Annotated in this window: 13 protein-coding genes; 5 read left to right on the forward strand and 8 right to left on the reverse strand. The window is 68.4% G+C overall.

Annotation, left to right across the window (positions count from 1 at the left end):
• Nucleotides 1–48: 48 nt before the first annotated feature.
• The 4 genes from FBZ88_RS01290 to FBZ88_RS01305 all read right to left on the reverse strand — a co-directional run bounded on the left by FBZ88_RS01290 (nt 49) and on the right by FBZ88_RS01305 (nt 2,388).
• Nucleotides 49–231: a DUF1843 domain-containing protein gene (locus tag FBZ88_RS01290; protein WP_040847175.1), complete on the reverse strand. Its 183-nt coding sequence runs from the start codon at nt 229–231 to the stop codon at nt 49–51.
• Nucleotides 232–260: 29 nt separating this feature from the next.
• Complete coding sequence (locus tag FBZ88_RS01295) at nt 261–440, reverse strand: DUF1843 domain-containing protein (protein ID WP_088873150.1); 180 nt, start codon at nt 438–440, stop codon at nt 261–263.
• Between the two features lie 59 nt (nt 441–499).
• A complete protein-coding gene (locus tag FBZ88_RS01300) occupies nt 500–682 on the reverse strand; it encodes a DUF1843 domain-containing protein (RefSeq protein WP_040847170.1) in 183 nt (60 codons plus the stop codon).
• A gap of 281 nt (nt 683–963) precedes the next feature.
• Complete coding sequence (locus tag FBZ88_RS01305; protein ID WP_145615045.1) at nt 964–2,388, reverse strand: MATE family efflux transporter; 1,425 nt, start codon at nt 2,386–2,388, stop codon at nt 964–966.
• Between the two features lie 114 nt (nt 2,389–2,502).
• Here FBZ88_RS01305 and FBZ88_RS01310 point away from each other — a divergent pair, with 114 nt between their 5' ends.
• Nucleotides 2,503–2,940 carry a MarR family winged helix-turn-helix transcriptional regulator gene (locus FBZ88_RS01310; RefSeq protein WP_145615046.1) on the forward strand — a complete coding sequence of 146 codons (438 nt, stop codon included), beginning with the start codon at nt 2,503–2,505 and terminating at the stop codon, nt 2,938–2,940.
• Nucleotides 2,941–2,949: 9 nt separating this feature from the next.
• Here the strand turns inward: FBZ88_RS01310 and FBZ88_RS01315 are convergent, their stop codons facing one another.
• Nucleotides 2,950–3,831, reverse strand: a complete 882-nt coding sequence (locus FBZ88_RS01315) for a hypothetical protein (RefSeq protein WP_145615047.1) — start codon at nt 3,829–3,831, stop codon at nt 2,950–2,952.
• Between the two features lie 82 nt (nt 3,832–3,913).
• Nucleotides 3,914–4,852 (reverse strand): GlxA family transcriptional regulator, encoded by a 939-nt coding sequence (locus tag FBZ88_RS01320; RefSeq protein ID WP_145615048.1) that lies wholly within the window; start codon nt 4,850–4,852, stop codon nt 3,914–3,916.
• Between the two features lie 132 nt (nt 4,853–4,984).
• Here FBZ88_RS01320 and FBZ88_RS01325 point away from each other — a divergent pair, with 132 nt between their 5' ends.
• The gene (locus tag FBZ88_RS01325) at nt 4,985–5,791 is read left to right on the forward strand and encodes an SDR family NAD(P)-dependent oxidoreductase (protein ID WP_088873145.1); all 807 of its coding nucleotides are present in this window, start codon (nt 4,985–4,987) and stop codon (nt 5,789–5,791) included.
• Nucleotides 5,792–5,859: 68 nt separating this feature from the next.
• On the opposite strand, the gene FBZ88_RS01330 is transcribed toward FBZ88_RS01325, so the two are convergent.
• Entirely contained in the window at nt 5,860–8,313 is a 2,454-nt protein-coding gene (locus FBZ88_RS01330) for a penicillin-binding protein 1A (protein ID WP_246138440.1), read from the reverse strand.
• 159 nt (nt 8,314–8,472) lie between these two features.
• Nucleotides 8,473–9,837 (reverse strand): N-acetylmuramoyl-L-alanine amidase, encoded by a 1,365-nt coding sequence (locus tag FBZ88_RS01335; RefSeq protein WP_145615049.1) that lies wholly within the window; start codon nt 9,835–9,837, stop codon nt 8,473–8,475.
• Between the two features lie 707 nt (nt 9,838–10,544).
• On the opposite strand from FBZ88_RS01335, the gene FBZ88_RS01340 reads away from it, so the two are divergent.
• The 3 genes from FBZ88_RS01340 (at nt 10,545) to FBZ88_RS01350 (ending at nt 15,496) form a co-directional block, all read left to right on the forward strand.
• A complete protein-coding gene (locus tag FBZ88_RS01340) occupies nt 10,545–13,694 on the forward strand; it encodes an Rne/Rng family ribonuclease (protein ID WP_145615050.1) in 3,150 nt (1,049 codons plus the stop codon).
• Nucleotides 13,695–13,908: 214 nt separating this feature from the next.
• Nucleotides 13,909–14,568, forward strand: coding sequence for a bifunctional nicotinamidase/pyrazinamidase (gene pncA, locus FBZ88_RS01345; RefSeq protein WP_145615051.1), 660 nt, complete (start codon nt 13,909–13,911; stop codon nt 14,566–14,568).
• Nucleotides 14,569–14,776: 208 nt separating this feature from the next.
• Complete coding sequence (locus FBZ88_RS01350; protein ID WP_145615052.1) at nt 14,777–15,496, forward strand: glycosyltransferase family 2 protein; 720 nt, start codon at nt 14,777–14,779, stop codon at nt 15,494–15,496.
• Nucleotide 15,497: the final 1 nt, after the last annotated feature.

Raw genomic sequence — 15,497 nt, forward strand, 5'->3', positions numbered from 1 at the left:
AGCGGCCGGCACCCGTAAGCGCCGGCCGGCCTCAAGACGGCACCGGGCTCAGGGCTTGCGCGCCTCGGCCTTGGCGATCTCCAGCTTCAGATGCGTCAGCAGGGTGGGGACGTCGCCGTATTGTTGCACATGCGCCTCGGCCTCGGCGGCCAGCTTCTTCAGTTCCGCCAGGTCGCCCTTGGCGATGGCGTCGGTGATGGCGACGCCGTACAGAGTGTGAACGGATGACATGGTTTTCCTCCCGGGTTTGGCGCTTGGGATCAGGGCTTGGCGGCCTCGGCCTTGGCGATTTCAACCTTCAGCAGCTGCAGCACGGTGGCGACGTCGCCGTATTCCTGCAGGTGCTTCTCAGCCTCGGCATGCAGGCTCTTCAGGTGCGCCAGGTCGCCCTTGGCGATGGCCTGGGTGGCGGCGACGGCATAAAGGGGGATGTGACTCATGATATATCCCTCATAAGTTGTAGTTGTGGACGTGAAAAGGCCCTGTCCGGGCTTCGGAATCAGGGCGTCTTGCCGGCCTCAAGCTTGGCGATGGCCGCTTTCAGGTGCGTCAGCAGCGTCGGGATGTCGCCGTAACGCTGGACGTGGTCCTCGGCCAGGGCCTTGGCCCGCTTCATTTCCTCCAGGTCGCCGCTCGCGATGGCCTGGGTGATGGCAACGCCATAAGGCTGAATGATCGTCATCGTTTTCCCCACTGTTTTGAAAGGGCCACTGTTTTCGAAGGGTCGCGGAAGGCGCGCGGGTGCGGCCGCCCCGCCCAGGGGCGGGGACCTGACATCATGGAATGGTCAAAAACAGCACGGTCCCTGCGGACCGGGGGGCGGGTCCGGCGTCTGGGCGCCGCCTCCCGAGCGGCAGGGTGGTCAGGCCACGGCTTCGTTGTCTTGGCCGAACTTTTCTGGCCCGAGGCCGCCCCGGAGTCAACTTAAATGATTGCAATATGAAGTTAATACAACTTATGGAGTCACTCCCGCCCCGGCCGCCAGATGGCGCCGCTGAGGGTGGCGGCAACACACAGCGCGGCGGAGGCCAGGGAGGCCGCAGCCACCAGGCTGAACAAAATGTCGAGGCCGGCGCCCAGCCCCACTGCCAGCCAGCCCAGCCCTGCCGCGACAATCAGGCGCAAGGTGCCGGCCAGGAAGGCCCACAGGGGCCGGCCGCCGCCCTGGGAGGCGAAGCCCAGGATGAAGGTCAGGCCCACGGCGCCATAGACTGGCCCCACCGTGCGCAAGTAATGGGCGCCATGGGCCAGCACGCCGGGGTCATGGCTGAACAGGTTGACCCAGGCGGACGGCCACAGCGCCACGCCCAGGCCGATCGCCTCCGTCACCGCGGCACCCATCAGGGCACCGATCCAGGCGCCGCGGCGCGCCCGGGCCTGGTTGCCCGCCCCCATGGCGGTCCCCACCAGGGTCAGCACCGCCGTGCCCAGACCGAACAGCAGCGGAATCAAGAGGTAGTCGAGGCGGGAACCCATGCCGAACCCGGCCAGCGCCTCCGTCCCGAAGCGGCCGACGGCACCGGTCACCAGAATGGTGATCAGGTTCAGCTGCAGGGCGCTGAGGGCCGAGACGACGCCCACGCCCAGGATGTCGCGGAACAAGCGCCCCTCCAGCGGGACGCGGCGCAGGGTCAGGCCCGAGCGACCGCGCACCAGATAGGCCAGCAACGCCACCGCCGCCACGGTGTAATAGCCGCTGACCGCCATACCGGCGCCGGCGACACCGAAACCGTGGATGGGGCCGACGCCGAAGATCAGGAAAGGCGACAGCGGGATCATGACCGCCGCCCCCACCAGGGTGACCAGCGCCGGCACCCGCACATTGCCGATGCCGCGCAGCACGGCCGACATCAGGTTGATGATCCACACCGGCACGGCGCCGGCGAACAGCCAGCCGGAATAGGACAGCGCCGCGTCCAGCGCCCCGCCGGTGCCGCCCAGCAACCGGTACAGCGCCGGCCCGCCCAGCCGCAGCGCAAGGGTGAAAACCAGGCCGAAGGCGGCGGCCAGGACCAAGGCGTGGAATACCAGGGCGTTGGCGTCGCGCACCCGCCCCGCCCCCATGGCGCGCGATACGGCCGCCGCCACGCCGCCGCCGATGCCGCCGGCCGCCACCATGGTCATCAGCATGGATACCGGCAGCACCAGGGCCGCCCCCACCAGGGCGTCCGTGCCCAGCGCGCTGACGTAATACGTCTCCGCCACACCGACGGCCGTCTGGATGACCAGCACCACGATAGTGGGCAGGGCCAGGCGCAGCATGGTGGGCACGATGGCCCCGTGCAGCAGGGCGTGGCGGGCGGGCGGCACCGGCTTGGCCTCCACCCGGGCGCCTTCCCCGGCCTCGGATAAGGTTTCCGCCGGCGTCGTGCCGATGTCGGTGGTCATGATTCTCGTCCCCATCTGGATGAAATAGGAGGATATGCTCTTATATGCGGGCATATACTCCTATCTGGCGCGATGCGCCAGCGCCTGATAGAACAGCGGCGTAAGGAGAGCGGAATGAGTTTCGACCAGCAGCGCGACGGCGTCGCCCATTGCAACTGCGGTGCCCTACGACGGGCGGCCCGGCGGATGACCAATTTCTATGACGCCAAGCTGGCGCCCACCGGTCTGCGCATAACGCAGTTCTCGATGCTGGCCATGGTGTACGAGGCCGGCACGCTGTCGGTGAACGAGATGGCGGCGCGCCTGGATCTGGACCGCACCACCACCGGCAAGAATTTGCGCCCGCTGGAGCGGGAGGGTCTGATCCAGACCACCCCCTGCCCCACCGACCGGCGCAGCCATGAAATCACCCTGACCGACAAAGGCCGCGAGGCCCTGCGCGCGGGCACCCCCCTGTGGCGGGAAGCCCAGCGGGAATTCGAGGCGGCCAATGGCGGGGACCAGGCGGCCGCCCTGCGCCAAACACTGGGCGGCCTGAGCATCCCAACCTGACCGGCCCGCTTAGAACGAGACGCGGCCGGTGAAGACCCAGGCGTGGTCCAGGGTCGGGGTCAGCGCCGGCTCCCGCTGCAGGCTGGGCGACACGGCGAACTGGTAACCGAAGCCGAAGTTGGCTTTGGAATGGCCGCCCAGCGGGAAGCGGCCGAAGATGATACCGGGGGTCAGCAGCACCTGGTTCTTGCCGTCGCGCAGACCGCCGGACCAATAGGTGTCGTTCACCTCCAGCTCCGGCCAGAAATAGTCGTCCAGGTGGTACTGAAAGGTGACGTTGGTGGCCACCGCCGTGCCGATGGTGTTCTCATGCGCCATGGGGATGGCCACGCCCACGGTGCCCTGCACGTCGAAGCGGCCGAAGCCCTTGCCGGCGGCCAGCGTCGGCGTCACCAGCCAGGCGTCGTTGGTGAAGGCCTTGATGCCGGTGGGCGCCTGGAAGCCCAGGAAGGCCGTGACGATGTAGTCGCCTTGCTCCGCATTCGCGGACAGCAGGCGCTGCTTCACCAGCAGCACGGGGTCATCCCCGAAGCCCTGTACTGGCTTGACGTTGCTGCGCACCTGATATGGGGGGATGTTCAGCACCACCTCGGTAGTGGCGGTAGGGATCAGTTCCAGGCCTTTGCCGCCGCCATAGTTGCGAACCATGGCGCCGGTGCCCTGGTACTGGTTGGTCTGGTCGAAGCGGAATTCCTGCTCCAGCCGCGGGGTCACCGTAACCAGGGGTGTCACCCAGCTGGGCTGAGTCGACTGGGCCTGATCCACGCGGGCGTACCAATTGTTGAAGTAATCGCTGATGGCATCGGTGCCTGCCGCACGCGCCGGGCCAGCCAGGGCGCCGAGGACAAGCAAACTTGACACCACAGCACCAACGGCAGTGCGACGGATCATGACGAGAACTTCCTTCGGGATTTTCGTTATATTTTCCCGTATACATCGCCCCCAGCCGATGGCCGATTAAAATACTTTTTAATCAAGCGGTGAGCCGCGCGGCCCGCTGGAAGGCCTGGGGCGGCTGGCCGAAGGCGCGCAGGAAGGCCCGGCGCATGCGCTCACGATCGCCGAAGCCGGTCTCGCGCACGATGATCTCGATGGGATGGCGCCCCTCCTCCATCAGCACGCGCGCGGCCTCCAAGCGCAAATTCTCCACCGCCTTGGCCGGCGACTGGCCGGTTTCGGCATGGAAGGCACGGCTGAACTGCCGGGGGCTGAGGTTCGCCACCTCCGCCAGTTTTTCCACCGACAGATCCGCCGTCAGGTTTTCGCGGGCGTAGCGCAGCGCCTTCTGGATGCGGTCCGACCGGGGCTCCAGTTCCAGCAGGGCGGAGAACTGGGACTGTCCGCCCGGACGGCGGTGATAGACCACCATCTTGCGCGCCACGGCCCGCGATATATCTACACCCAGGTCAGCCTCTACCAGGGCCAGCGACAGATCGATGGCGGCGGTCATGCCGGCGGAGGTCCAGATGGGTCCGTCCTGGATGAAGATGCAGTCCTCATCCATACGCACAGCCGGAAAATCCCGCTGCAGCGTGCGAGCATAGACCCAGTGGGTGGTGGCCCGCCGGCCCTCCAACAAGCCGGCCTCGGCCAGGATAAAGGCGCCGGTGCAAACACTGGCCGTGCGGCGGGAAACACGAGCAGCGTCCCGGACCAGGTCCACCAGCCCAGGCGACGTCGGCGTGATCTCCATCTGCCCGGCCACCATCAGCGTATCATAGGCCAGCTCGTCCGGGGCACGGCTGTCCACGGCCACCCCAGCGGAGCTGACAACCAGGCCGCCCGTCTCCGACACCAGGTGCACGTCATAGATGGCGCGCCCGGCGATGACGTTCGCCACCTCGAACACCGTGACCACTACCAGGTCCAGAATCTGGAAACCGGGGAAGACGACGAGACCAACGCGCCGCATGGCGACCTCCAACACCCCTGACAGACATGATGTCCTAAAAGGTGGCATCAATGACATTCAGGTCATGACCGTGCGCTCGTATTCTTCCCTTGTCAACGCCGGCATCCCGCCGGCCTCAAGGGAAACCGGATCATGAGCACCACTTCTTCCTCCAAGGGCACCGCTGTCGTCACCGGTGCCTCCTCCGGCATCGGCGCCATCTACGCCGACCGCTTGGCCCGCCGCGGCTATGACCTCATCCTGGTGGCGCGCAACGCCGCCCGGCTGGAGAGCCACGCCCAGCGCCTGGCGGCCGAGACCGGGCGCAAAGTGGAGGTGCTGGCGGCCGACCTAACCAAACCGGCCGACCTGCGCGCCGTCGAAGCCCGCCTGCGGGAAGACCGCAGCATCACCGCCCTGGTCAATAATGCCGGCGTGGGGGCGACCGCCCCGCTGCTGGAGGGCAACGTGGACGCCATGGAGGCGATGATCCAGCTGAACGTCACCGCCCTGACCCGCCTGACCTACGCGGCGGTGCCCGGCCTGGTGGCGAGGGGCGGCGGCCTGGTCATCAACATCGCCTCCGTCGTTGGCATCGTGCCGGAGCTGATGAACGGCACCTACGGCGGCACCAAGGCCTTCGTCGTGGCATTCACTCAATCTCTGCATCATGAGCTGGCAGGCAAGGGGCTCCGTGTCCAGGCCGTGCTGCCCGGGGCCACGCGGACGGAGTTCTGGGATGTGGCCGGCGTGCCGGCCGACAACCTCCCGCAGGAATGGGTGATGTCGGCGGAAGAGATGGTCGACGCCTCCCTGGTCGGCCTGGACCAGGGCGAGTTGATCACCATCCCCGCCCTGCCCAACCAGGCCGACTGGCAGGCCTATGAGGACGCCCGGCAGAAGCTGAAGCCCAACCTGTCCCACTCCAGCGCCGCCGCCCGCCTGAAGCCGGCCGCGTAAACAGAGATCGGAAACGAAGCGGGCCGCTCCATCGCCGGGGCGGCCCGTTTTTTACACCTGAGACAGACTCAATAAACAGTTCCCGTTCCCGTCCCCATCTGGGTGCTCTGCTGTTGCGCCGCTGGGGTGGCCTGCACCCAGACGCTGCCGCCGTCACCGCCGTCCAGCACGCCTTCGCCGCCCTTGGGCTCGGTGCCGGGGATGAAGGCTTCCCAGATGGCCTTGCGGTCGCCGGGCTCGGCCAGGCGGCCGGTCTCGGGGTTCACGCGCACCAGGCGCACGCCGGGCGGCACGCGGAAGGGCAGCGAGGGCTTGTCGGCCAGCGCCGTCTCCATGAACTCCTTGAAGATGGGAACGGCCACCGAGGCGCCGGTCTCATGGTCGCCCAGGGAGCGCGGCTGGTCATAGCCGGTGAAGACACCGAACACCAAGTCAGGGGAGAAGCCCATGAACCAGGCGTCCTGGCTGTCGTTAGTGGTACCAGTCTTGCCCGCCAGGGTCTTGCCCAGCACCCGCAGCGACGCGGCCGTCCCGCGATCCACAACGCCCTGCAGAATGTTGACGATCTGGTAGACGGTGCGGGGATCCTCAATCTGCTCGCGCGTGTCGGGCACGTCCGGCACCGCGCCCACGTCGGCGGCAGGCGCCACGGAGCCCGGCGTCAGCTGGCAGCCTTCGCAGGCGCGCTGGTCGTGGCGGTAGATGGTCTTGCCGCTGGCGTCCTGCACCCGGTCGACGAAGGTCGGCGTGATGCGCTTGCCGCCATTGTCCAGCATGGCGTAGGCGGTCGCCAGCTTCAGCACCGTGGTCTCCCCGGCGCCCAGTGCCATGGACAGTTCCGGCGCCAGATGGTCGCTGATGCCGAACAGCTTGGCCTCGTTCACCACCGCCGGCATGCCGATGTTTTGCGCCAGGCGCACGGTCATGACGTTGCGCGACTTCTCGATGCCCACGCGCAGCGGCGTAGGGCCGTAGAACTGGTCGGTGTAGTTGCTGGGCCGCCATTTCTCCTGCCCCGCCCCCTGCTCCAGCGAGAAGGGCGCGTCCAGCACCAGGCTGGAGGGGGTGAAACCCCGGTCCAAGGCGGCCAGGTAGACGAACGGCTTGAAGGCGGAGCCCGGCTGGCGGTTGGCCTGCGTCGCGCGGTTGAAGGCGCTGATGCGGGCGCTGAAGCCGCCGCTCATGGCCAGGACGCGGCCGGTACGCGGGTCCATGGCCACGACCGCCCCTTGCAGTTCCGGAATCTGGCGCAGGGCGTAGACGCCGGGGATGGGCGCCGGCTCTTCCGCCTTCTGGCCCTTCGACGCCGGCTTGGCCTCCGACATCGCGGGTTCGACCATGATCAGGTCGCCGGTGGTCAGGGCGGTGGCGCGCTTGGCCCAGCGCACGTCGGCCGGCAGCAGCTTGCCCTGGCTGCCGTCCTTCAGGCCGATGGCGGCCTCTTCCCCATCGGCCTTCAGCACCACGGCCAGCTGCCAGCGCTCACCGCCGGCCGGCAAGGTCGCCTTGGCCAACTGGTCCTGCCAGTTGGCCGGGCCGTCCAGGTGGGCCACCGGGCCGCGCCACCCCTTGCGGCGGTCGAACGCCTCCAGCCCATGGCGCAGAGCCTCCACCGCCGCCTGCTGCAGCTTGGGATCCAGGGTGGTGCGGATGGACAGGCCGCCTTCATACAGCTTGGACTCGCCGTAGACGGACAGCAGCTCCCGCCGCACCTCCTCCACGAAGTAATCGGCGTCGACCTGGCCCTCGGAATGGCGGTCGCGGAAGGTCAGGGGACGGCCTTGCGCCTCCTTGGCCTCGGCGGCGGTGATGTAGCCATCCTCCGCCATACGGCCCAGCACGTAGTTGCGGCGGGCGATGGCGGCGTCGTGGAAGCGGTCGCGGTAATAGCGGTCCGGCGCCTTGGGCAGGCTGGCCAGGAACGCCGCCTCATCCACCGTCAGCTCATCCAGAGACTTGTTGAAGTAGTTCAGCGCCGCGGCCGCCACGCCGAAGGAGCGGTTGCCCAGGAAAATCTCGTTCAGGTACAGCTCAAGGATGCGGTCCTTGGACAGCGCGTCCTCGATCCGGTAGGAGAGGATGGCCTCCTTGATCTTGCGGACGTAACTGACCTCGTTGTTCAGCAGGAACAGGCGCGTCACCTGCTGGGTGATGGTGCTGGCGCCGATGGGCCGCCGGTCCTGCCCCACCCGTTCCACGTTGGTGGCCATGGCGCGGGCGATGGCCAGCCAATCCACGCCGCCATGCTGGTAGAAGTTCTGGTCCTCGGCCGAGACGAAGGCCTGGCGCACGCGCTTGGGGATCAGGCTGATGGGCACGAACACCCGCCGCTCGGCCGCGAACTCCGCGATCAGCCGGCCGTCGCCGGCCTGCACCCGCGTGGCGGTGGGCGGCTGGTAGTCCACCAGCTGGTGATAGTCCGGCAGGTCGGCCGCGTAATGGCGATAGCCCAGGTAGAGGGCGACGCAGCCGGCCCCCGCCAGAATCAACAACACGACCAACAGCTTGACGAGAATGCGCATGGAACCGACCGACACCCGCAGGCGATAAGACCGAAAGACGGCCGCACCCTAGCAGGAAGCGCCCGCCCTGTCGCCGTCCGGGCGGCGGCGGCGCGCATGCCCCAGGCGCACGACTGCCGGTGACAACCTATCGCGCCGAGTGTGGCTTATTTGCGGGCCCTATTTGCGTGAGGGGGAGCGGCGCGGCCCGAAATAGCCGTCGATCGCGCGCACCAGGTCGGCGGCGAAGCGGCGGCGGTGGCTGTCCGAGGCCAGCAGGCGGGCGTCGGTGGGATGGGAGAGGTACCCCATCTCCACCAGGATGGCGGGCACGTCCGGCGCCGTCAGCACGGCGAAGCCCGCGGAGCGCAGGGGCGAATTCAACAGCGCGATGTCGCGCCCCACCGACTCCACCACCAGATTGGCCAGGCGGCGGGACTGGTTGCGGGTGTCGCGCTGCGCCAGGTCGATCAGGATGCTGGCCACCTGCGCGCTCTGGTCCGCCAGGTCCATGCCGACGATGGCGTCGGACCGGTTTTCGCGCTGGGCCAGCATGTCGGCCTCACGGTCGGTGGCCTTGTCCGACAGGGTGTAGACCGACAGGCCGCGCACCGGCCGCCCCACCACGATGTCGGCATGCAGGGAGATGAACAGGTCGGCGCCCAGCGCCCGCGCCTTGCCGGGCCGCTCGCGCAGGGGGATGAAGACGTCGCTGTCCCGGGTCAGCGCCACGCGATAGCGGCCGGTGGCCTCCAGCGCGCGGGCCACCGCCCGGGCCATGGCCAACGTGATGTCCTTCTCATAGGCGCCGGTGACGGCTGTCGCACCCGGATCGTCGCCGCCGTGGCCGGGATCCAGCACGATCAGGGGCGTGCGGTCGCGCAGGGCGGGCTTGGTGCCCGGCGCCGGCGGCACCATCACCACCGGCGCCGCCTTCGGCGGCGGCGGCGGATCGGGCGGCAGGGTGGGCAGGGCACCCACGCGGTTGGCGGCGGGCACGACAGCGGCCCCTACGGACGGAATGCCCGGCGGCGGCGGCGCCGGCAAGACGGCAACGGCCCGCTCTTCCGTGCGGGGCGGTGGCGGCGCGGACGGGCCGGCGACAGCCGCCATCAGGCTGCCCAGATCGCCGTGGGCCAGGTCCAGCACCAGGCGCGGCGGATGGCCGTCACGCGCCGGCAGGAAATCGGCGTTGGCCACGCGCACCGGGCCATCGGTTTCCAGCACCACCTGGGCCGACCCGGTCAGGCTGCTGGTCATGCGCACCGCCTTGACCAGGCCCCGGCCGGCCCCGGGCAGGGCCGCCTGCCAATTGACCGCCGGCAGGTCGATGACCACCCGCGTCGGGCTGACCGAGGTGGCCACGCGATAATCGGTGCGCTCGCTCATCTCCAGGACGAAACGGGTCTCATCGCCCTGCAAACCCAGGCGCACGGCCAACACCGCGCTGCGCTTGGGAGCGGATGGCACGCGCAGCACCTGCGCCTGCGCCACCTGGGCCTGGGCCATGTCGATGGTGCCCAGGCTGCCGGCGGAGACCGTCATGGGAATGACTGCGGATATCAGGCTGAGAGTGCCCGCCAGGGTCCCGGCCAGGGCCGCGCGCCGCGTCCCCCGGTGCCCCCATAACAAACGGTGTCGACGCCCAAAGGCGGACAAGACACATCCCCCCGAAACAAAACGAGACGGGCTCAGCACCCGGCCTTATACCGCCCTTGAATCAACCGCTTCAAGCATGATCATGAGATCTTGTCTAAGAAACGACGGATAGGTGGCGCAGGAGGGGCGCCGACACCGGCCCGGCGCCTGCTGCAAGCGGCACCCGCGTCATGACCTGTCCCGTTTCCGGCCCCGGGGGCTGTGATTCTTTCATTGTAGTATGGGCCACCCCGTGTTTATCTTGAATTCGCGACAACCAGTATCCTGGCCCGCCCCTCCCCGGGGCGGGGGCGTCGCCCCCGGGTTTCGTACCGCAGCCAGCCAAGTCCGCTGTGATGCGATCCGTGGGTGTGACGCCTGGAAGGATGCTCGGTCCTGTGAAACCACGAAGCCGGCGCTGGCCCCTTTGAAAGTCTGGGCCGGCGCCAGGTCCCGGTCGCCCGCCCCCCCGCTGGCCGCTTCCTGGAAGCGCCGTTTCGGGGTGTTCTTCCCTCGGCGGCGATGGGGATCCGATGCTTCGGCACTAAACGGTGGCACACCGGTCAACCCGTTCGTCGCGCGGGCCGGCCGTCCCTGTGCCATGAGGATAAAAAATGGCCAAGCGTATGCTTGTCGACGCCACGCATCCGGAGCAGACCCGGGTCGTCGTGGTCAATGGTAACAAGCTGGACGAGCTTGATTTCGAAATCGCCAGCCGGAAGCAGCTGAAGGGCAATATCTATCTTGCCAAGGTGATCCGGGTGGAGCCGTCGCTGCAGGCGGCTTTCGTGGAATACGGCGGCAACCGCCACGGCTTCCTCGCCTTCTCTGAAATCCATCCCGACTACTACCGCATCCCGGTCGCCGACCGCGAAGCCCTGCTGCGTGAGCAGGAGGAGCTGGAGCGTGAGCGCGAGGCGATGGAGCATGAGGAGGAGGAGGCCCTGCACGCGGCGGAGCATCCACCCCTGCTGGAAGCCGGCGCCTCCGCCGTGAGCTATGAGGAAGGCGATGCCGCCCCCGCCGCCGCTTATGAAGCGGTGGCCGACGAGGTCGGCGCGCATGAGACCGTGGCCACCGACCTGGTGGTGCCGGAGGGTCATCCGGAAGAGGCCTACGTGCCCCCGGCCCAGCCCCTGACCATCGAGCAGCCCTACATCACCGAGGAGCTGCCGGCGGAACACGCCACCACCGGCGACGCCGACGGCGAGACTGCCGAGTTCACCGAGGGTGCGGACTTCACCGAAGGCGACGACGACGCCGAAGACGGTGACGAGGGTGAAGAGGGCGAGGCCGCCGAGGGTGAGACCACCGAGGGCGAGAACGCCCGCCAGGGGGGCGACCGCCGCCGTCACCGCGGCCGCCGGGGCCGTCGCGGCCGTAACGATCGCGGCGGGGATCGCCCCTCGCAGGAGAACGGCCACCATGGCGAGGCCGCGCACCCCGACGAGGAGGGCGAGGAACGCCGCCGTCCGCGCTCGCTGCGCTCCTACAAGATTCAGGAAGTCATCCGCCGTCGGCAGATCCTGCTGGTGCAGGTGACGAAGGAGGAGCGCGGCACCAAGGGTGCCGCCCTGACCACCTACCTGTCCCTGCCCGGCCGCTACTGCGTCCTGATGCCCAACACCCCCCGGGGCGGCGGCATCAGCCGCAAGATCACCAACCCGCAGGACCGCAAGCGCCTGAAGGAGTTGCTGGAGGAGCTGGACATCCCGAAGGGCATGGCCGTCATCCTGCGCACCGCGGGCATGGAACGGTCCAAGCAGGAGATCAAGCGCGACCTCGAGTATCTGATGCGCCTGTGGGACAACATCCGCGAGCAGACCATGCAAGCGGTGGCGCCGGCGCTGATCTACGAGGAAGCGAACCTCATCAAGCGGTCCATCCGCGACCTGTACGCCAGCGACATCGACGAGGTGCATGTGGAGGGTGCTGCGGGCTACCGCACCGCCAAGGACTTCATGCGTATGCTGATGCCCAGCCACGCCAAGAAGATCCAGCCCTACACGGACGACATTCCGCTGTTCCACCGCTTCCAGGTGGAAAACCAGATCGACGCCATGTTCAACCCGGTGGTGCAGCTGCGCTCCGGCGGGTACATCGTCATCAACCAGACGGAAGCCCTGGTCGCCATCGACGTCAACTCCGGCCGCGCCACCAAGGAGCGGAACATCGAGGAGACGGCGCTGCGCACCAACCTGGAGGCCGCCGAGGAGGTGGCCCGCCAGCTGCGCCTGCGTGACCTGGCCGGCCTGATCGTCATCGACTTCATCGACATGGAGGACGGCCGCAACAACGCCGCCGTCGAAAAGCGCCTGAAGGAGGCCATGAAGGCCGACCGGGCGCGCATCCAGCTGGGTCGCATCTCGCCCTTCGGCCTGATGGAACTGTCGCGCCAGCGGCTGCGCCCGTCGCTGCAGGAAATCAACTTCGAGCGCTGCCCGCACTGTGAAGGCACCGGCATGGTACGGTCGCTGGAAAGCGCCGCCCTGGCCGTCCTGCGCGCCATCGAGGATGAGGGCATCCGCCGCCGTTCCACCGAAATCACGGTGACGGCCGCCAGCTCGGTCACGCTGTACATCCTGAACCAGAAGCGCGACGCCTTGACGGCCATCGAGCGCCGTTACGGCCTGCGCGTCTTCCTCTCGACCGACGACAGCCTGGTGCCGCCGGACCATCGTCTGGAACGCATTCGCGCCCGCACGGCCGCTGACGACCAGCCCGCCGCCGCCGTGAGCGCCGAGCGCATCTACGCCGAGACCGATCGTGCGCTGGAGCACGTGGACGAGGTGGAGGACGAGGTCGCCGAAGACGAGGTCGAGGAGACCACGGCCGAGGCCGCCAACGGCGAAGGCAATGGCCAGGACCGTCGCCGCCGCCGCCGCCGCCGCCGTGGCGGTGGTCAGGACCGGTATGAGGGCGCGCCGCAGGCCGTGGAAACGGCGGAGGAGGGTGAGCAGCCCGTCGCCGAGGAGGCCGACCTGGCCGTTGGCGAGGATGCCGACGGCGAAGGCGCCGAATCCGCGGAAGCGGCCGAGGGTGATGACGCCAATGGCGAGCGCAAGAAGCGCCGGCGCGGCAAGCGCGGCGGTCGCCGTCGCGGCCGCCATGGCGTCGAGGGCGCGGCCGAGGGTGAGGATCATGAGGGTGGTGCCGAGGGCGAGGACGCTGTCGACGCCGAGGGCGTGACCATCCCGGCCGAAGGCGAGGCCGTGCCTGCGCCGGCCACCGAGCCGGTGGAGACCACCACCACCGAGGCCGCCCCGGTGGACACGCCGGTCGCCGAGGTTCCGATGGCCGAGGCCGCACCGGTCGAAGCGGCCCCCGCCGCCGAGCCGGTCGCAGAAGAAGCCCCCGCCAAGCCCAAGCGTGCCACCCGCAGCCGCAAGAAGGCCGCACCGGTGGCGGAGGAGGCTCCCGCCGCCGAGGTTCCGGTGGCTGAGGCCGCCCCGGTCGAAGCGGTCCCGGCCGCCGAGCCGGTCGCTGAGGAGACCCCGGCCAAGCCCAAGCGCGCCACCCGCAGCCGCAAAAAGGCCGCCCCCGTGGACGCCCCGGCGGATGCTCTGGTCGCTGAGGCAGCCCCGGTTGAAGCGCCTGTAGCTGACGCGCCCATAGCCGACACGGCGGTGGCCGAGCCGGTGGTGGAGCCCGCGGCCGAGGCCACGCCCGCCGAGACCGCCACCCCGGCAATCCACCCCTCGGTGGAGCTGAACCCGGTGGTGGAACAGCCCAAGAAGGGCTGGTGGAACCGTATCCTGAAGTAAGCCCCTGCTGGACAGAGGGCCTAGTGCCATAATCCTAAAAGAATCAGCCCTCCCGAACTGCGGTTCGGGAGGGTTTTTTCATGTACGATGTGTTTCAGTGAATGGCTCTCCCGTGTGAAGGCGACGGCGCCTTTGGGCACGATGTTCACTGAACGCCATCCCGCGACTCCCCCCTCTCGCGGAAATCGCCCTTTTTTAACGCTAGGTCGTCCTCATGCACACTGACACCGATGCCTTGATCCTGATCGATATTCAGAATGACTTCTGTCCCGGGGGCGCCCTGGCGGTTAAGGACGGCGACGCGGTGGTGGGGCCGGCCAACGACTTGGCGGCCCATTTCAACACCGTGATCCTGACCCAGGACTGGCATCCGGCCGGCCACCGCTCCTTCGCCAGCGCCCATCCCGGGCACCGGCCCTATGACATGGTGCAAATGCCCTACGGCCCGCAGATGCTGTGGCCCGACCACTGCGTCCAGGGCTCCGCTGGTGCGGCGTTCCACCCCGGGCTGGCGCCGGCGGTGGAAAAGGCGCAGCTGGTGGTGCGCAAGGGCTTCCGCCCTCACATCGACAGCTATTCCGCCTTTTTCGAGAACGACAGGGTGACGCCAACGGGCTTGGCCGGCGCCCTGCGGGAGCGCGGCATCCACCGCATTTACCTGGCCGGGCTGGCCACGGATTATTGCGTGGCCTACTCCGCCACCGACGCCGCCCGCCTGGGCTTCGAGGCCTTGATCGTGGAAGACGCCTGCCGCGCCATCGACCTGCACGGCTCGCTTACCGCCGCCCGCCGTGACTGGATGGCGGCCGGCGTGCGCAGCGTCAGCGTCGCCGACATCCTGGCCCTGGGCACCCCGCTGGCTTCGGTGGCCTGACGACCCCACCCCTCATACACCACGAGATCCCGGGGCGGCGCCGTTCAAGGCGCCCCGCCGCAGGGCACCCCTGCCCTATGCGGCCGGCGGGACAAGGCCGCCCTTGTTGACGCTGGCGGCAATCTGTAGCTTTCTGCCCCAAATGATCCGGGCCGCCTTCGCCAGGCGGCGGCCCGGTCCATTTTTATGCCCTTCGTGCCCCGAGGTGATGGGTTTGCGCTACACCATCCTGATTTCCGTCCTGAACGAGCAGGGGAACATCCTGCCGCTGCTGGAAGAACTGCAAGCCGTCGCTCCCTACCCCGGGGACTATGAGGTTCTGTTCGTTGACGATGGCAGCACGGACGGCACGCCGGATGAGCTGCAGCAGGCCAAGGCCAGGTATCCCTTCGTGCGCGTCATGCGCCACGGCAAGCGGGCGGGCAAGAGCCGCGCCATCCGCACAGGCTGCCATGCCGCCAAGACCGACTGGATCATGATGGTCGACGGCGACATGCAGAACGATCCCCGCGACATCGCGCCCATGCTGGCGGCGGTGGAACGGGACGCGGAGGTGAAGGTGGTATGCGGCATCCGCCGCCGCCGCGACGACACCCTGGCCAAGAAGATCACCTCGCGCCTGGGCAACGGCATCCGCCGCGCCCTGCTGCGCGACGGATGCCCCGATACGGGCTGCGGCTTCAAGCTGGTCCATCGCGCGGCCATGCTGGAACTGCCGCAGTTCGACGCGGTGCACCGCTTCATCCCCACGGTCGCCACCTACAGCGGTTGGAAGATGGCCAACGTGCCCATCAACGACCGCAAGCGTCACGCCGGCCGGTCCAAGTACACCAACATCGGCCGCGCCTTCGTCGGCTTCTTCGACCTCTTGGGCATGCTGTGGATGCTGCGGCGGAACACCATGCCCGGCACGGTGCGGGAGGTCTGAG

Source organism: Nitrospirillum bahiense, from assembly GCF_007828025.1.
GTDB lineage: Bacteria > Pseudomonadota > Alphaproteobacteria > Azospirillales > Azospirillaceae > Nitrospirillum > Nitrospirillum amazonense.